General features: G+C 63.4%; 18 protein-coding genes. 10 read left to right on the plus strand and 8 right to left on the minus strand.

All coding sequences use genetic code 11. The annotated features are described in order from the left end of the window. Window positions 1–17: 17 nt before the first annotated feature. From MST27_RS11865 to MST27_RS11875, 3 genes are all read right to left on the minus strand, one after another. Entirely contained in the window at window positions 18–2,114 is a 2,097-nt protein-coding gene (locus tag MST27_RS11865) for a molybdopterin oxidoreductase family protein (RefSeq protein WP_243606148.1), read from the minus strand. Window positions 2,115–2,276: 162 nt separating this feature from the next. Beyond that, window positions 2,277–3,995, minus strand: coding sequence for a single-stranded-DNA-specific exonuclease RecJ (gene recJ / locus MST27_RS11870; protein ID WP_243606149.1), 1,719 nt, complete (start codon window positions 3,993–3,995; stop codon window positions 2,277–2,279). 35 nt (window positions 3,996–4,030) lie between these two features. Further along, on the minus strand, window positions 4,031–4,558 hold the full coding sequence (locus tag MST27_RS11875; protein WP_243606150.1) for a winged helix DNA-binding protein: 528 nt from the start codon (window positions 4,556–4,558) through the stop codon (window positions 4,031–4,033). A 191-nt stretch (window positions 4,559–4,749) separates the two neighbouring features. On the opposite strand from MST27_RS11875, the gene MST27_RS11880 reads away from it, so the two are divergent. The 5 genes from MST27_RS11880 (at window position 4,750) to MST27_RS11900 (ending at window position 9,255) form a co-directional block, all read left to right on the plus strand. Continuing rightward, complete coding sequence (locus MST27_RS11880; protein WP_243606151.1) at window positions 4,750–5,499, plus strand: 5-oxoprolinase subunit PxpA; 750 nt, start codon at window positions 4,750–4,752, stop codon at window positions 5,497–5,499. Next, on the plus strand, window positions 5,496–6,200 hold the full coding sequence (pxpB, locus tag MST27_RS11885; protein WP_243606152.1) for a 5-oxoprolinase subunit PxpB: 705 nt from the start codon (window positions 5,496–5,498) through the stop codon (window positions 6,198–6,200). The genes MST27_RS11880 and pxpB overlap by 4 nt, the downstream gene beginning before the upstream one ends. After that, window positions 6,197–7,129: a 5-oxoprolinase subunit C family protein gene (locus MST27_RS11890; protein ID WP_243606153.1), complete on the plus strand. Its 933-nt coding sequence runs from the start codon at window positions 6,197–6,199 to the stop codon at window positions 7,127–7,129. The genes pxpB and MST27_RS11890 overlap by 4 nt, the downstream gene beginning before the upstream one ends. A gap of 2 nt (window positions 7,130–7,131) precedes the next feature. Further along, window positions 7,132–7,929, plus strand: a complete 798-nt coding sequence (locus MST27_RS11895) for a putative hydro-lyase (protein ID WP_243606154.1) — start codon at window positions 7,132–7,134, stop codon at window positions 7,927–7,929. A 102-nt stretch (window positions 7,930–8,031) separates the two neighbouring features. Then, window positions 8,032–9,255 (plus strand): NRAMP family divalent metal transporter, encoded by a 1,224-nt coding sequence (locus tag MST27_RS11900; RefSeq protein WP_243606155.1) that lies wholly within the window; start codon window positions 8,032–8,034, stop codon window positions 9,253–9,255. A gap of 48 nt (window positions 9,256–9,303) precedes the next feature. Here MST27_RS11900 and MST27_RS11905 read toward each other — a convergent pair whose 3' ends face one another. Next, window positions 9,304–9,846 carry a YaeQ family protein gene (locus MST27_RS11905; protein ID WP_243606156.1) on the minus strand — a complete coding sequence of 181 codons (543 nt, stop codon included), beginning with the start codon at window positions 9,844–9,846 and terminating at the stop codon, window positions 9,304–9,306. A gap of 165 nt (window positions 9,847–10,011) precedes the next feature. Between MST27_RS11905 and MST27_RS11910 the strand changes: the two genes are divergently transcribed. Continuing rightward, complete coding sequence (locus MST27_RS11910) at window positions 10,012–10,230, plus strand: bacterioferritin-associated ferredoxin (protein ID WP_243606157.1); 219 nt, start codon at window positions 10,012–10,014, stop codon at window positions 10,228–10,230. A gap of 198 nt (window positions 10,231–10,428) precedes the next feature. Further along, a complete protein-coding gene (gene bfr / locus MST27_RS11915) occupies window positions 10,429–10,899 on the plus strand; it encodes a bacterioferritin (RefSeq protein ID WP_243606158.1) in 471 nt (156 codons plus the stop codon). Between the two features lie 74 nt (window positions 10,900–10,973). On the opposite strand, the gene grxD is transcribed toward bfr, so the two are convergent. Further along, window positions 10,974–11,300, minus strand: coding sequence for a Grx4 family monothiol glutaredoxin (gene grxD / locus MST27_RS11920; RefSeq protein ID WP_243606159.1), 327 nt, complete (start codon window positions 11,298–11,300; stop codon window positions 10,974–10,976). A gap of 282 nt (window positions 11,301–11,582) precedes the next feature. Here grxD and argF point away from each other — a divergent pair, with 282 nt between their 5' ends. Both argF and MST27_RS11930 read left to right on the plus strand, forming a co-directional pair. Further along, window positions 11,583–12,503, plus strand: a complete 921-nt coding sequence (gene argF, locus MST27_RS11925) for an ornithine carbamoyltransferase (RefSeq protein ID WP_243606160.1) — start codon at window positions 11,583–11,585, stop codon at window positions 12,501–12,503. Next, entirely contained in the window at window positions 12,500–13,609 is a 1,110-nt protein-coding gene (locus MST27_RS11930) for an ABC transporter ATP-binding protein (protein ID WP_243606161.1), read from the plus strand. Before argF ends, MST27_RS11930 begins: the two co-directional genes overlap by 4 nt. 4 nt (window positions 13,610–13,613) lie before the next feature. Here the strand turns inward: MST27_RS11930 and tadA are convergent, their stop codons facing one another. Next, window positions 13,614–14,132, minus strand: a complete 519-nt coding sequence (gene tadA / locus MST27_RS11935) for a tRNA adenosine(34) deaminase TadA (protein ID WP_243606162.1) — start codon at window positions 14,130–14,132, stop codon at window positions 13,614–13,616. A gap of 134 nt (window positions 14,133–14,266) precedes the next feature. Further along, window positions 14,267–15,634, minus strand: coding sequence for a multicopper oxidase family protein (locus tag MST27_RS11940; protein ID WP_243606163.1), 1,368 nt, complete (start codon window positions 15,632–15,634; stop codon window positions 14,267–14,269). Window positions 15,635–15,835: 201 nt separating this feature from the next. On the opposite strand from MST27_RS11940, the gene MST27_RS11945 reads away from it, so the two are divergent. After that, window positions 15,836–16,666, plus strand: coding sequence for a DUF1206 domain-containing protein (locus tag MST27_RS11945; protein ID WP_243606164.1), 831 nt, complete (start codon window positions 15,836–15,838; stop codon window positions 16,664–16,666). A 413-nt stretch (window positions 16,667–17,079) separates the two neighbouring features. Here the strand turns inward: MST27_RS11945 and MST27_RS11950 are convergent, their stop codons facing one another. After that, window positions 17,080–17,304 (minus strand): hypothetical protein, encoded by a 225-nt coding sequence (locus MST27_RS11950; protein WP_243606165.1) that lies wholly within the window; start codon window positions 17,302–17,304, stop codon window positions 17,080–17,082. Window positions 17,305–17,322 lie beyond the last annotated feature (18 nt).

Genomic DNA, 17,322 nt, shown 5'->3' on the forward strand with positions numbered 1-17,322 from the left:
GCAACCGTTTGGCGCGATCAGGCGGCTTCGACGGACACCGGCACACCGTTCAGAACGGCATTGCCCGACAAAACGTCAAGCTCACGCTCATCGGTAAGGTCGTTGGCGCTTGCACCCGGTTGCTGGCTCGCAACGTCAAGCTGCACACCAGGGCGCGCATGCCCCCATCCGTGCGGCAGGCTGACGACACCCGGCATCATCTCGTCGCTGGCGGCGAGCTCCACCTCGATGGCGCCGACTCGCGAGCGGACCCGCACCCGCTGCCCGTCCACCAGGCCCAACCGGTCGAGGTCGAGGGGATTCATCAGCAGCTGATGACGCGGCTTGCCTTTGACCAGGCGATGGTAGTTGTGCATCCAGGAGTTGTTGCTGCGCACATGGCGACGGCCGATGAGCACGAGCCGGTCCGCAGCCGGCAGAGGGCGTGCGGCAAAGCGCTGGAGGTCTTCACGAATCAGTGGCGGTGCCGCCTGGATGCGCTGATTCGCCGTCTTCAATCGCGCCGCAAGGTTCGGCTTGAGCGCGCCGATATCCAGTCCATGCGGGTACTCGCGCAACCGCTCGAGGCTCAGGCCCAGCGGGTGGCCGTCGCCGTAGGGCCCGGCGCGCAGGCCCAGATCGATCATCTGCTGAGGAGCCAGGGTGGGCTTGAGTTCGGTGTTCAGGCGTGCAGCGTAGGCCTTGGCCAGCCCGACGAATATCTCCCAGTCATGCAGCGCGCCGGCCGGCTTGGGCAGGACCGCCTCGTTGAAACGCGTGACGTTGCGCACCGCCAAGAGGTTGAACGTGCTGTCGTAGTGGTCATGCTCCAGCGGCGCGGTCGGCGGCAGGATGAGGTCGGCGTAGCGGGTGGTCTCGTTGATGTAGAAATCGACGCTGAGCATGAACTCCAGCCCATCAAGCGCGCGCTCCAGCTGGCGCCCGTTCGGCGTCGAGAGCACCGGATTGCCCGCCACCGTGACCAGCGCGCGCACCTGCCCGTCCCCCTCGGTGAGCATTTCCTCGGCCAGCGCCGACACCGGCAGTTCACCGCCGTATTCGGGCAAGCCGGACACGCGACTCTGCCAGCGGTTGAAATGCCCACCCGAGGTGGTGGCGATCAGGTCCACCGCCGGTTCGGTGCACAGCGCACCCCCGACGCGATCCAGGTTGCCGGTGACGAGGTTGATCGCCTGCACCAACCACTGGCACAGGGTGCCGAAGGCCTGCGTCGAAACGCCCATGCGGCCATAGCAGACGGCCCCGTCGGCCGCGGCGAAATCCCGCGCCAGCTGACGAATCTGCTCGGCGGGCACGCCACAGCGCAAGCTCATCGACTCGGCCGAAAACGGTGCGACCGCTTCGCGCAACGCCTCCAGGCCATCGATCGGCAGCGCGCCGGGTCGGGCCAGGCCCTCCTCGAACATCGTGCTGAGCAAGCCGAGCAGCAGGGCCGCGTCTTCACCGGGTCGAATGAACAGGTGCTGGTCGGCGATGGCGGCGGTTTCGGTACGACGCGGGTCGACCACTACCAGACGCCCGCAACGTGCCCGCACGGCCTTGAGGCGCTTCTCGACATCCGGGACGGTCATGATGCTGCCGTTGGATGCCAGCGGATTGCCGCCGAGAATCAGCATGAAACGGGTGTGATCGATGTCCGGGATCGGGATCAGCAGGCCGTGGCCATACATCATCAGGCTGGTGAGGTGATGCGGCAGCTGGTCCACGGAGGTCGCGGAGAACCGGTTGCGCGTTTTCAACTGGCCGAGGAAATAGTTGCTGTGCGTCATCAACCCGTAGTTGTGGACGCTCGGGTTGCCCTGATAAACGGCCACCGCATTCGACCCGTGGCGCTCGCGGATACCGGCCAACCTCTCGGCGACCAAGGCGAAGGCTTCTTCCCAGGTGATCGCCTGCCACTCGTTGCCCACGCGCCGCATGGGGTGGCGCAAGCGGTTCGGGTCGTTCTGGATATCCTGCAAGGCGACGGCCTTGGGGCAGATATGGCCGCGGCTGAAGCTGTCTTCGGGGTCGCCCTTGATGGACAGGATCTGCGTGCCCAGGGTCTCGATGGTCAGGCCGCAGATGGCCTCGCACAAGTGGCAGGCACGATGATGCCGGGTCGTCTCGCTCATGGCAGGCTCCGCTGAATCGTTCTTGTAATCCAGTCACTCTAGGCCGACACCGCGAAGCCGCCAATCAAGCAGGGGATGACAAATAGGCACCGATTCAGCGGGCCGATCATAGGCGCGCATGCGTTCGGCGATCTCGGCGGCAATCAGCCGTCCAGCGTGACGTCAGCGCGCCGCGATGTGCGCGACGAGCAACTGCACGCTTTCGCGGCCGCGATATTCGTTGACGTCCAGCTTGTAGGCGACGTCTGCCCAGCGAACCGAGGGGTTGGGCCAGCGCTCACGGTCGACGTTGAAGGCGATGCCGTCCAGGGTCAGTGAACCGCACTGGCTCTTGAGCACCACCTTGAGGTGCTTCTCTCCGCCGACCAGACGCTGATCGATCAACTGGAACACGCCATGGAAGAGCGGCTCGGGAAAATGCTGCCCCCAGGGTCCGGCATTGCGCAGCGCTCGAGCCAGCTCCAGATGGAATTCCTCGATGCTCAATTGACCGTCGGTGAGCAGCCGCCCGGTAAGGTCGTCTTCGCACAGCTGCCGTCGCACCTCGGCATCGAACGCCTCTGCGAAGGCACCGAAGTGCGCTTCCGGCAACGACAGGCCCGCCGCCATCGCGTGCCCCCCAAACTTGCTGATCAAGCCGGGATGACGGGCGGCCACGGCGTCCAGCGCATCGCGAATGTGAAAGCCCGCCACGGACCGCGCCGAGCCCTTGAGCATCCCCTCGCCAGCATCGGCAAAGGCAATGGTGGGTCGGTGATAGCGCTCCTTCAGCCGGGAGGCAAGAATACCGATCACGCCCTGATGCCAGTCCGGTTCGAACAGGCACAGACCGAACGGCAGGTCTTCCAGCGGCAGATCCTTGAGCTGCGCCAGCGCCTCGCGCTGCATGCCCTGCTCGATGCCTTTGCGGTCCTGGTTCAACTGATCGAGCTGCACGGCCATGTCGCGCGCCAGCGCTTCGTCTTCGCAGAGCAGGCACTCGATGCCCAGCGCCATGTCGTCGAGACGCCCTGCCGCATTCAGCCGCGGGCCGAGGATGAAGCCGAGATCGGTCGAGGTTATCCGCCGGTGATCGCGTCCCGCCACCTCGAGAATCGCCCGCAAGCCCGGCCGAGCCCGCCCCGCGCGAATTCGCGCCAGGCCCTGATGAACCAGAATGCGGTTGTTGGCGTCCAGCGGCACCACGTCGGCGACGCTGCCCAGCGCCACCAGATCGAGCAACTCGGCCAGGTTCGGCTCGGCCCAGCCCTGACGGGCGAACCAGCCGAGGTCGCGCAGCCGCGCGCGCAGGGCCAGCAGCACGTAGAAGATCACCCCGACACCGGCGATGCACTTGCTCGGGAAGGTGCATTCCGGCTGGTTGGGATTGACGATGGCATCGGCCAGCGGCAGTTCCTGGCCCGGCAGATGGTGGTCAGTGACCAGCACCTTGAGCCCCGCCGCCTTGGCCGCGGCGACACCCTCCACACTGGAGATGCCGTTGTCCACCGTGACCAGCAGGTCTGGCTGGCGATCAAGTGCCACAGCCACGATTTCCGGAGTCAGGCCATAGCCGTACTCGAAGCGATTGGGCACCAGGTAATCCACGTGCGCGGCACCGAGCTGCCGCAGCCCCAGCACACCGACCGTACTCGCGGTGGCGCCGTCGGCATCGAAGTCACCGACGAAGAGGATGCGCTGACGCCGCTCCAGGGCATCGACGAGCAATGTCACCGCATCGTCGATGCCCTTGAGCTGCGCATAGGGAATGAGCCGCGCGAGCCCCTTGTCCAGCTCCTCTGCCGAGGTGACACCGCGCGCCGCATACAGCCGCGTAAGCAGCGGCGGCAGGTTGCCCAGGTCGGGAAGCCGCTCGGGAAGTGGACGGGGTTCGATGCGCATCTGTGAGGGTTATCCGGCCTGCAGCGTAAACGGGATCAAAGCGAAGTGGCAGCGCGCGCCGCCTGGTCGTAGAGGCCGGACATGGCACGCAGCAACCCGGCCAGGCGATGGATCTCTTCCGGGTCGACGTTAAGGTTCTCGAACGAGGCAATCAGGCATTCGCGACGGATATCGGCGTATTCCTGGCAGAGGGCGCGGCCCTTGTCGGTGGTCCGGTAGAACATTTCCTTGCCCTGCTTCTCACCCTCGACCAGACCGAGTTTGCCGAGCTTCTTCAGCGCGTAGGTCACGGTGTGGGTGTCTTCGACATTGAGCAGCAGGCAGATGTCGGCCTGTCGCTTCGCACGGCCGCGGCTGGTCAGGTTGTGCAGCACCATGACATCCAGCGCGTTCATTTCCACGGCGCCAGAGGCCTTCATGCAGCGCTCCATCCAGCGCATCAGCGCGGCGCTGGCGACGATGATGCCGTATTCGAGCTCGGACAACTCCTGAGACTGCTCGGCCAGGTGCGCCGAGGCGACGATCGGCGATCGCAACGGACGCGGGGATTTGGAATCAACCATCTTGTAGACCATGAACTGTCAGGGCGAAGCGCTACGACGCCCCTTATGAATCGAGGAGCGCAAGCATACAGCAATGCGCAACGCAGGGCCGACCGGCTCCAAACAGAAAAATTTATTGATAAATCGTTGACGTTTTATCAATGTTGTACCAGATTTTCGACTCCCCTGAACCGCCGTTAGCGAGGATGGTTATGAAACCTCTGCTTCTCAATTGCGATATCGGCGAAAGTTTCGGCGCCTGGACGATGGGGCTGGACGCCGAGGTAATGCCATTCATCGACTGCGCCAATATCGCGTGCGGTTTTCACGCCTCCGATCCCCAGATCATGCGCCGGACCGTCGCACTGGCCGTGCAACACGGGGTGAGGATCGGCGCGCACCCGGCCTACCCCGACCTGGTCGGCTTCGGACGCCGCTCCATGGCCTGCAGCCCGGACGAGGTGGAGAACATGCTGCTCTACCAGATCGGTGCGCTTGACGGCATCTGCCGGGCCGAAGGCACTCAGGTGCGCTATGTAAAGCCGCACGGTGCGCTCTACAACGACATGATGCGCAAACCCGAACTGCTGGCCGCGGTGATGCGCGCGGTCAGGGCCTATGGCTCTTCGCTGCCCCTGATGCTGATGTCGACCCGCGACAACAACGACGCACAAGCCATGGCCGATGAACTTGGCATCACGCTCTGGTTCGAGGTCTTCGCCGACCGCGCCTATGATGCCGCCGGCATGCTGGTTTCCCGCGCCTTGCCGGGCGCCGTTCATCATGATGCCGAAACCGTGGCGACCCAGGCCTTGAAGCTGGCGCGAGGCGAATCGCTCACGGCCAGCGACGGTTCCGAACTGATCCTGCGCGCCGACACCCTGTGCGTACATGGCGATAACGCCGGCTCCATCGCCGCGGTCCAGCGTATTCGACACGCCTTGAAGGACCTCGAGGCATGACCCCGCGAATCGAAGTGGTCGGTATCGACTGCCTGATGCTGCGCCTGTTCGACGAAATCGACGAAGCCCACATGCCCTGGTTGCTCGCGGCCGCACAGCGGCTGCGTGAGGCCTTCGGCGCGGCGCTGGTCGACCTGGTGCCGTCCTATACCACCCTGCTGGTGCACTATGATCTGGCGCAGCTGGACGACGGCCAGGCGCGGCAGTGCATTGCCAACGCCTTGCATGACCTGAAGCCCGAGACCAGCGGCCAGTCCCGTGAGCTGGAAGTCCCCGTCTGGTACGACCCAAGCGTTGGCCCTGAGCTCGAGGCGCTCGGCCAGCGCAGCGGGCTCGGTGTAGCCGGCGTGATCGAGCGGCACAGCGCACGCACCTATCAGGTCTTCGCGCTGGGCTTTGCGCCGGGCTTTGCCTTCATGGGCCTGGTAGAAGAAGGTCTCGCCAGTCCGCGGCTGCAAACGCCGCGCAAACAGGTTCCGGCCGGCAGCCTGGGAATCGCCGACCGCCAGACCGCTATCTATCCCTTGGTTTCTCCAGGCGGCTGGAACCTGATCGGGCGCAGCCCGACCCGCCTGTTCGACCGAACCCTGGAGGGTTACAGCATCTGGCGCCCTGGCGATCGGGTGCGCTTTCAGCCTATCGATCACGCGGAGTTCGTCCGGCTTGGTGGTGACGACCGCCCATTCGAGGTGACGCCATGAGCCTCATTATCGAACGCAGCGGCGCCTTGGCCAGCCTGCAGGACGGTGGCCGGTTCGGCGTGCGTCATCTGGGCGTGACCCAGGGCGGCGCTCTCGATTGGGTCTCGCAAGGCTGGGCGAACTGGCTGCTGGGCAACCCGCCAGACGCGGCAACGGTCGAGATCACGCTGGGCAATGTCACGCTGCGCGCCGAAGCGGATACCTGCCTCGCGATCTGTGGCGCTGACCTCAACGCGACGCTGGACGATCAACCGTTGCTGCCCGGACGCAGCTTCACCATCCGTAAAGGGCAACGACTGACCTTTGCGCAGCCTCGCGAGGGGGTACGCGCCTACCTGGCCGCTCCCGGGGGCTTCGCGGCAGCACCCGTGCTGGACAGTTGCGCCACGGTGCGCCGCGAGCAGCTCGGCGGCCTGCATGGCGATGGCCGCCCGCTCGAGGCCGAGGATCGTCTGCACTGGAACGGCACTGCGCCAGCACCGCGCGAACTGCCAACGGGGCAGCCCGCGCGGCTTCTGCCAAGCGGCCCTCTGCCGGTGGTGCTGGGCGCGCAGATCGGTGATTTCAGTGGGCAAAGTCTGTTCGACGTCTTCAACAGCGACTGGACGGTCGACCAACGTGCCGACCGCATGGGCATTCGTCTATTGGGCCCGGTGCTACGCAGCACGCGGCAATCGATGATTTCAGAAGGTGTCCCGCTGGGGGCGATCCAGGTGCCGCCTGATGGCCAGCCGATCGTGCTCATGAATGATCGACAGACCATTGGTGGATATCCCCGGCTCGGCGCGCTGACGCCGCTGGCGGTCGCCCAGCTGGCGCAGTGCTTGCCGGCAAGCGTGCTGCGGCTCAAGCCGGTGGCGCTGCAAAGCGCCCAACAGGAACAACGCCGCCTGCTGGCGGCCTGGCAACAACAACCCGTGGAGCGCTAAACATGGACACGACACGCTACCGCCACCTGTCCCCGGTCGAGCTGCGCCAGCGAATACGCCAGGGCGAGCTGAGCGGCCCCACAGCAGGCCTGGCCAACGGCTACGCGCAAGCCAACCTGATGATCGTAAGGCGTGATCTCGCCTACGATTTTCTGCTGTTCTGCCAGCGCAACCCCAAACCCTGTCCACTTCTGGACGTCACCGACGTGGGGAGCTTCGATCCACGGCGTGCTGCACCCGGCGCCGACATCCGCACCGACTTTCCGCGCTACCGCGTCTACCGCAACGGCGAGCTCGAGCAGGAAGTTCCGGACATCACCGCTTTCTGGGAAGACGACATGGTCGCCTTCCTGATCGGCTGCAGCTTCAGCTTCGAGGGCGCCCTGCTCGCCAATGGCGTTCCGGTCAGGCACATCGAGGATCAGCACAACGTCCCCATGTATCGCACCAACATCGCCTGCCAGCCAGCCGGCACATTGCGCGGGCCCATGGTGGTCAGCATGCGGCCAATGCCCGCCGACAAGGTGGTACGCGCCGTGCAGGTCACCTCGCGCTTCCCTTCAGTGCATGGCGCGCCGGTACACATTGGCGACCCGGCCCGACTGGGGATCGCGGACCTGGCGAAACCCGACTTCGGCGAAGCCTCACAGGTGCGCGAGGGGGAGGTTCCGGTGTTCTGGGCCTGTGGCGTGACGCCTCAAGCAGTCGCGATGCAGGCCAGGCCCGAACTGGTGATCACGCATGCCCCGGGGCACATGTTCATCACGGACCTACGCGACGAACAGCTCGGCGTCATCTGAAGGAGCAACGCGCTACGCAGTATCCAACAACAACGATTTCCGCCGGGCATTCCGGCTGCATTCCCTACCTGCCCCAACGCCAAAAAGAAATGAAGGTATCCAATGCAAACCACGCAATCTGTCAGCTCTACACCCACGTCGCAACGCAACGTACTGCGCGGCGCCATCTTCATCATGGCGACGTCCTCCATCGGGCCCGCCTTTCTCACCCAGACGTCACTGTTCACTGAGAAATACCTGGCAAGCTTCGCCTTCGCCATCGTCATTTCGCTGCTGATCGACATTGGTGCCCAGCTCAACATCTGGCGCATCATCACGGTTGCCAATCTGCGCGGGCAGGACGTGGCCAACCGCGTCTTGCCGGGTGTGGGCCACCTGATCTCGGCGTTCATCGTGCTGGGGGGCATCGCATTCAACATCGGCAACATCGGAGGCGCGGGACTGGCGATGAACGTCATCTTCGGCATCCCGCCGGTGACAGGATCGCTCATCGCCGCGGTGCTCATCATCGGCCTGTTCTTGCTGCGCAACGCCAAAGGGGTGATGGACTCGGTCATGCAGCTACTGGGGCTGGTGATGCTCTGCATGATCGGCTACGCGATGCTGCAGTCGAACCCGCCTCTGCTGGAGGCACTCAATCGCAGCCTCAACCCCGATGACCCATTGATCCTGCTATTGCCCATCGTGACGCTGGTCGGTGGCACGGTCGGCGGCTACATCTCGTTTTCGGGCGGACATCGGCTGGTCGAAGCGGGCATCACCGGCGTGGAGAACGTCGGCGTGGTCACGCGCGCCGCCGTGACGGGCATCGCCACCACCGGCGTGGTACGGATCTGCCTGTTCCTGGCGGCGCTGGGGGTGGTTAGTCAGGGCCTGGCGCTGGATCCGGGCAACCCTGCCGCCTCGGTGTTCTCGCATTCGATGGGAACGATCGGCTACAAGATATTCGGCGTGGTACTGCTGGCCGCATCGGTCTCATCGGTGATCGGCGCGGCCTACACCAGCGTGACGTTCATGTATTCGCTGCACGACGGCATCGAGCGACACAACCGCTGGGTGGTGATTGCTTTCATCGCCTGCTCAACGCTGATCTACAGCCTGGTCGGTCAGCCGGTGAAAGTGTTGGTGGTCGCCGGCACCTTAAACGCCCTGGTGCTGCCGCTGGCCCTGGGTTGCGTACTCTGGGCCGCGAAAAAGCCGAGCATCGTCGGCGATCGCTACAGGCATCCGACCTGGATGCTTCTGTTCGGGCTGCTGGCGATGATCGCGACCGCCGTCGGTGTGGTGATGTCGTTCAACGCGCTGTTGCAGTTCTGGCAATCCTGATAACGAATCGACCGGAGCCCTGGCTCCGGTCGGCACTCACTCGGCTACTCAGTCGCGCTCGCCGATCAGCCATTGCAGCGGGACCTCGTGCTGGCCCCGCTCGTCGGTAATGAACAAGCTGCCTTCACTGATCATCACGCTCCAGTTGATGGCCCGGGGCAGGTCCGTGGCGACCGTTTCCAGCGCCTCCTGCTGCACGGCGACCACGTTGATCTTCTTCAGGCTGCGCACTGTGTCGAGCACCTTCGACTGCCACACCCGCAGATTGCCGTAGGCCACCAGACTGAAGCGCTCGGCACGCCGAGAGCACCAGGTAATGCGCTCGGCATCGGGCTGGCCGACTTCAATCCAGTGCAAGACGCGATCATCCAGGCTCTTCTCCCACAGCGCCGGTTCGTCGACATCCGACAAGCCGCGACCGAACGCCAGCTGCTCGCCATACCAGAGCACATAGGCGATCAGACGCGCCACCAGACGCTCTTCCGTCTCGGACGGATGCCGAGCCACAGTGAAACGCAGGTCCTGATAGACGCTACGGTCCAGGTCGGTGAGATTGATCTCGACTCTATAGGGCGTGGCTTGCAGGGCCATGGCGGCTCCGGGCAGAAAAAGGGTGCGCAGTGTACTCCATCGGCCGGCCGGGCAGCTCCCCACGACCGATCGAGTCGAGCAGTGCAAAATCCGACGAGCGCGCTTTGACAATCATTCTCATTATATTTAGCATCACAACCATTCGCAGACCCAACGGGTAGTTCTATGTACGTGTGTCTTTGCCAGGGCGTTACCGACGGCCAGATCCGTGAAGCCATCTATGAAGGTTGCTGTAGCTATCGTGATGTCCGTGAAGCGACAGGTGTCGCGACCCAATGTGGCAAATGTGCCTGCCTGGCCAAGCAAGTCGTTCGCGACACGCTCGGCGACATCCAGAGCGCCAATGCCGCTCTTGGCTATCCGGCTGGCTTCGTACCAGCCTGATACCACAATCGACTTCCCGAGCCGGGCCATCGCCCGGCTTTTTTCTGCCTGCAAATCAAGACGTTGCTTGCGAGGCGCGGAACAGACGTATTCTTATTCCTGTTTACCCTTTAACATTCAATGACTTAGGTTTGACAGCCCCCTGCTTCACGGCCAGACTGCGCAGATCACGAACCCGATTCGGCGCAGGGTACAGACATGAAAGGCGACAAGCTGGTCATTCAGCATCTCAACAAGATCCTCGGCAATGAACTGGTTGCCATCAACCAGTACTTCCTTCATGCGCGCATGTATGAAGATTGGGGCCTCGGCAAACTCGGCAAGCACGAGTACGAGGAATCCATTGATGAGATGAAGCATGCCGACAAGCTGATCAAGCGCATTCTGTTTCTCGAAGGCCTGCCCAATCTGCAGGACCTCGGTAAGCTCTTGATCGGCGAGAACACCCGGGAAATGCTCGACTGCGATCTCAAGCTCGAGCAGAGCGGCATCCAGGATCTGAAGGTAGCGATCGCCTACTGCGAAAGCGTTGGTGACTACGGCAGCCGCGAGCTGCTCGAGGACATCCTCGAATCCGAGGAAGAGCACATCGATTGGCTTGAAACCCAGCTAAGCCTCATCGACAAGGTCGGCATCGAAAACTACCTGCAGTCGCAAATGGACGAGTAACGGTCGCATCGTTTCGTCATGTCCAGACACAAGAAACCCGCCATCAGGCGGGTTTCTTTTGACGCTGGCAATGATCAGGCATCGGCTTTCTGCGCGGCGCTCTTGATCAGGGTCTGCAGTTCACCCTTTTCGAACATCTCGAGGATGATGTCGCTGCCGCCAACCAGTTCGCCATTGACCCACAGCTGCGGAAAGGTCGGCCAGTTCGCGTACTTGGGAAGGTTGGCGCGGATCTCCGGATTCTGCAGGATGTCGACATAGGCGAACTTTTCGCCACATCCCATCACCGCCTGAGTGGCGCGGGCGGAGAAACCGCACTGGGGCGCATTAGGCGAGCCTTTCATGTACAGCAGCACCGGATTCTTCTCGATCTGCTCTTTGATGGTTTCGATGATATCCATGGGGCACCTCGGCTAGGTCACGATTGCGGCGCATTGTACAGAACTCGAGCAGGAAAGCCGAGCACGGGACTCGGCTTTGAACAGCCGCAAGCGCCTCTCCAGACTCGCGCCAGAGCCGTCCAGCGCCCGTCTTTACAAGTCCCAGGCCGATTTGCGCCTGCAAAGCCTTTCTGGATAAGATCGCGCCTTTCCCGTTTCGTCGCTCCCCATGCGACCCGCTGTCGTAGGCCTCTCTTTTTCTCGCGAAACCCGGCCGAGGCGGCGGCAACAAAGGTAGTTGATATGAGCGCAAGGCATTTTCTCTCACTGATGGACTGCACGCCCCAGGAGCTGATCGACCTGGTGCGCCGCGGCATCGAGCTGAAGGATCTGCGCAAGCGCGGCGTCCTGTTCGAACCGCTGAAGAACCGCGTCCTGGGCATGATTTTTGAAAAAGCCTCGACGCGTACGCGCGTGTCGTTCGAGGCGGGGATGATCCAGCTCGGCGGACAGGCGATCTTCCTGTCCACGCGGGACACCCAACTGGGCCGAGGGGAGCCGGTCTGCGATTCGGCGATCGTGCTGTCTAGCATGCTCGATGCGGTGATGATCCGGACCTTCGCCCACTCGACGTTGACCGAATTTGCGGCTCACTCCGTAGCGCCGGTCATCAACGGCCTCTCGGATGACCTGCATCCCTGCCAGCTGATGGCCGACATGCAGACTTTCCACGAGCACCGCGGCAGCATCGCCGGTAAGACGGTCGCCTGGATCGGCGACGGCAACAACATGTGCAACTCCTATATAGAAGCGGCCATGCAGTTCGACTTCCAGCTGCGTGTCGCATGTCCCGAAGGCTATGAACCCAACGCCGAGCTGATGGCGCAAGCGGGGGACCGGGTTCAGCTGCTACGCGATCCAAGGGCTGCGGCCGAAGGCGCCCACTTGATCAGTACGGACGTCTGGGCGTCGATGGGCCAGGAAGACGAAGTAGCCGCCCGCATCGCAACGTTCCGCCCGTATCAAGTCGACCGAGCACTGCTCGACGTGGCCGCGCCCAACGTGCTGTTCATGCATTGCCTCCCTGCCCACCGGGGCGAAGAAATCAGCGAGGACCTGCTGGATGACCCTCGTTCGGTGGCCTGGGACCAGGCTGAAAATCGGCTGCACGTGCAGAAGGCGCTGCTCGAATTCCTCGTCGAACCGGCCTATCACCACGCATGAGTAGCGGACCGCTGCTACAGCTGCGGGAACTGGACTGCGGCTACGGCGCGCAGAGCGTCGTACGCCATCTCAACCTGCACCTCAACCGCGGCGAGATCGGCTGCCTGCTGGGCCCTTCCGGTTGCGGCAAGACCACCACGCTGCGGGCAATCGCCGGCTTCGAGCCCGTCAGCGCTGGCGAGATCCTGCTCGGCGACACCCTGATATCACGCAAGGGCCACACGCTGGCCCCCGAAAAGCGCCGGATCGGGATGGTTTTCCAGGACTACGCCCTCTTCCCTCATCTGACGGTGGCCGAGAACGTCGCATTCGGGATACGCAAGCAGCCCGATTACGAGCGAACCGTGCGTGACATGCTCGAACTCGTTCATCTGACGCCGCTTGGCAAACGCTACCCTCACGAACTCTCTGGCGGCCAGCAACAGCGCGTCGCGCTAGCCAGGGCCCTGGCGCCGGAACCCGAACTGCTCTTGCTCGATGAGCCTTTCTCCAACCTGGACGGCGATCTGCGTCGGCGCCTGAGCCACGAGGTACGCGAAATCCTGAAGGCCCGCGGTACCAGCGCCATTCTGGTTACGCACGATCAGGAAGAAGCTTTCGCCGTCAGCGATCAGGTCGGCGTGTTCAAGGATGGCCGGCTCGAGCAGTGGGATACGCCCTATAACCTCTATCACGAACCGCTGACTCCCTTCGTCGCGAGCTTCATCGGCCAGGGCTATTTCATTCGTGGCCAGCTGCTCGACCCGGAGACCGTGCAGACCGAACTGGGCGTCATCCGCGGCAATCGCGCCTACGTGATGCCTGCAGGCAGCTCGGTTGACGTCCTTCTGCGACCCGATGACATCGTCTACGCGCCCGACAGCCCTTTGAAAACCCTGATCGTCGGCAAGACATTTCTCGGCGCCTCGACGCTTTATCGCTTACAGCTGCCGACCGGTAATCAGCTCGAAGGCATCTTTCCCAGCCACGCCGACTTTCGCACCGGGGAATCGGTCGGCATTGCGATTGCTGCGGACCATCTGGTGGTATTTCCCGCACAAGGCAGCATCGCGGCGCACGAGAAATTTCCGGAAAGTGGCGTGCGGCGCTACAGCAGCGATATCTGAACGCTCATTCAGCGGTGGAAATGACCTGCCCCGTGTCGCCGCGGCCAAGCATGCGCCGCTGACGGAAAAAGTCGCTCAGCATCGCACTGCACGCTTCGGCCAGTATGCCGCCTTCGATCAGCACCCGATGATTGAGGAACGCCTGCTCGAAGAACTGCCCCCGGCTGGCGGCGACGCCGGCCTTGGGCTCGGTGGCGCCGAACACCACGCGCTGAACCCTAGCGTGGACGATCAAGCCCGCGCACATGCTGCAGGGCTCCAGCGTGACGTACAGCGTGCTGCCGGGTAACCGGTAGTTCTCCAGGGCTGAAGCCGCGTCACGGATCGCGACCATCTCGGCGTGTGCGCTGGGGTCATGACGAGAAATCGGGCAGTTGAAGCCACGGCCAACCACCTTTCCCTCATGCACCAGTACGGCGCCAACGGGCACTTCCCCCAACGCGGCCCCCTGCGCCGCGAGCGCCAACGCCTCGCGCATGAAGTGGTCATCCTGGCTGCGATCGATGATCTGGGGTCTTTTCATGTCGCTCGATGTTCGTGTGCAGGCCAATAGCGGCCTTGCGATTGAAGGTGTGGTTCGGAGAATTCTACCCGCCCTGCCCCTCTTGCGCCCCTTGAGCCCGGGGTCGGTTGTCACACACCCCGAAGCCCATCGGCTCATACCACCTCGATCGCTGCCATCAGGCCCGTTTCCATGTGATCGATGACATGGCAATGGAACATCCAGACGCCGGGGTTATCGGCCACCAGCGCAATGCGTGCCGTCTCGTTCTTGCCCAACAGATAGGTGTCGGTGAACCAGGGGTCGATGCGCTTGCGGTTGGACGCAATCACCTTGAATGTCATGCCGTGCAGGTGGATGGGATGCTGATATTGGCTGAGATTGCGCAGCTCGAAGATGTAATGCCGCCCCTTCTTCAATGTGGCGATCGGCCGGTCTGCACAGGTCTTGTCGTTGATATCCCAGGCCTGACCATTGACTTGCCAGAACGTGAAGGCGTCGCCCGCACCCGCCTCGCTGGACAGCGTTCCCGACCATTCGAAGTTGAACCGCAAAGTCTCGGCCTGCTCGGTGTCCGGTTCGGCGATCGGGTTGCGCGGCAAGGCTTCGGGCCAGACCGGTTCGCCCATATCGCCAACACCGGTGAGCGTTGCCAGCCGCAGCGGGCCATTGCGCAACGACACCTCTTCGCCCGGGCTTGGCGCCTGCAGCGCCAGATCGAGCCGCATGCCAGGGCCCAGCCAGTACGCCTTGCCCAACGCGCGCGGGGCCACCGGGTGCCCGTCGATCGCGTAGATGCGCGCCTCTCCACCCGAAAGGTTGAGCCGGTAGGTCAGGGTGTTGTCGAGGTTGAGAATACGCAGCCGGACGACCTGGCCCGCCGGTAGCTCCAGCGCCGGGGCGTGCTCACCATTGACCGTCGACAACACCCCAGGCGTACCACCTCGAGCAGCCTCACGTGGCACGCTGAAAGCGGTGAACGCGCCCTGCTTGTCCAGGTGCCAGCTCTTCAGGCATAGCGTGCGCTCATGGGTGAATCCCGAGGGGGCTCGCTCCTCGACGATCAGCGGCCCAACCAATCCGCGGCCCAACTGTGCCGCGCTGGTGGTGTGCGGGTGATACCAAAAGCTGCCGGCATCCTCGACCTTGAAACGATAGACGAAGGACTCACCCGGCAGTACCGGCAGTTGCGATACGTAGGGCACGCCGTCCATGTCGAGGGGTACACGAATACCGTGCCAATGGATGGTCGTCGGCTCCGGCAGATGGTTCGTGAAGCGCACCCGCAGCCAGTCGCCCTGGCGCGCACGCAGCTCGAGCCCGGGCGCCTGACCGCCGTAGCACCAGGCAGGCGTGAGATGGCCGGCAACCAGCTCGAGTTCCTTGGGCGCGGCGATCAACTCATAGTCATGCGAGACAGGATCGGCCGGGCGCCCCAGCCAATAGCGGGCGCCGCCACCGGCAACGCCCAGAGCGGCCAGCCCCGCCAGCCCGGTCAGGATCTTTCTTCGGGTAAAAGTCATTGTGCTTCCAAAAAAACGTGCGAGCGGCGCGCCTGGTTGAACGCCGAAAAAGGAATATCTCGCATTTGCATCATGCTACAGGCTTCGGCCTCACGGGGCATCCTCCCCGTACGCGCCGAACCCACCGAGGCGAACGCCGGGTGGCGAACAGGCGTCTACAACTGCCAAGGGCTTCAATCGACCACACCCGGAGGATTTTCAATGCAAACGCACGTCCTGCACCCGAAGGGCGAATTGTCCCGCGGCATCGTCTGGCTTGCCCGAAGCGGCTACGCCGCGCGTGGCGTCGTCTATCTCATCATCGGCGCGTTCGCGTTCCTGGCAGCCAGCGGCAACGGCGACACCGTCGGCACCGAAGGCGCACTGGTGCAATTGTTGGGGCAACCCTTCGGCGAGACCTTGCTCTGGATCATGGTCGTCGGCCTCGCCGCCTACGCGACCTGGCGACTGACCCAGGCGATCACCGACCCTGAAAACCACGGCACAGACGCCAAGGGACTGGCGATACGCGCCGGCCTGATCGGCAGCGCAACCACCTACAGCTTGCTCGCGCTGTTCACGCTCGGGTTGCTCGGCAGTTCGCTTGGTCAGTCACAAGATGGGGGCGGTGGGGGCGGCGACTTCCTGTCCGGCCTGCTCGGCTGGCGGTTCTCCAATTATCTGGTCTACCTCGTGGCGCTGATTCCGCTGGGCGTTGGCATCGCCCACATCATCAAAGGCTGGAAGGCAAAATTCGAACGCTACTTCTACGCCTCCGAACAGGTGATGCGCTGGGTCCGCCCCATTTCGCGTGCTGGCCTGATCGCGCGCGGCGCGGCGTTCCTGGTGGTTGCCGGCATGCTCTTCAGCGGCGGCAGGCGCTACGAGCCGACGCAACCGCCAGGCCTCGAGGATGCGCTCAACGCCCTGCAAACCCTACCCTTCGGTACGTTCTGGCTCGCACTGGTTGGGATCGGGCTCATCGCGTTCGCGCTCTACAGCCTGTCAGAAGCCATCTGGCGTCGTATCGACACTGCAGCCGTCATAGGCTGAAAAAACGCAAAGCCCCGGCGAATACCGGGGCTCGCCTGCCTGCTGTCAGGCGATCATTCCCACTCCATTCCAAATTGAGTGACGCCAAGGATTCAGGGCAATCTCGCAGCGCCCTGACGCTGCCGAAGGATGTCCGCCCAGGCCGCCAAGGTGTCAATCTCCGCTGTCAGTGTCGTGTCTCTGGCCTCGGCAGCGGGCGGTTCAACGCAGCGGCGGCGCTGTGCAGCAGCCCGGAACAGCGACCAAAGCTCACGCATGGCCTCGCAGTCGGGAACCGTGATCGCGGTCAGCTTGACCAAGCCAGGCGTCTTCACTTCGTTAGACAGCCGCCGGATGACGTGACCGACAGCTTCTTCAACCGCGATCTCCCACGTATCACCCAACGTCGCGGCGATGGATTTGACGGACTTTCGTTACTCGTCTTGATTGCCTTGCTCGAAACGGTAGCGTTCACCGGCAAGCTGATTGCTCAGACTTGTGGTGATGTCACTGACCCGACGTGCTTTGAATAGCGGCTCGCTGCGGCAGAAGCCTGCCTTCGGCCGGGCGCCCCAGCCAGTAGCGGGCGCCACTGCCGGCCAGACCGACGGCACCGAGGCCGGCCAGGCGGCGAGCCCTTGTCTACGGGCAAAACGCATGAAAAAACCTGCTCCTGC

It is taken from the genome of Stutzerimonas marianensis (genome assembly GCF_022810315.1).
In the GTDB taxonomy this organism is placed as follows: domain Bacteria; phylum Pseudomonadota; class Gammaproteobacteria; order Pseudomonadales; family Pseudomonadaceae; genus Stutzerimonas; species Stutzerimonas marianensis.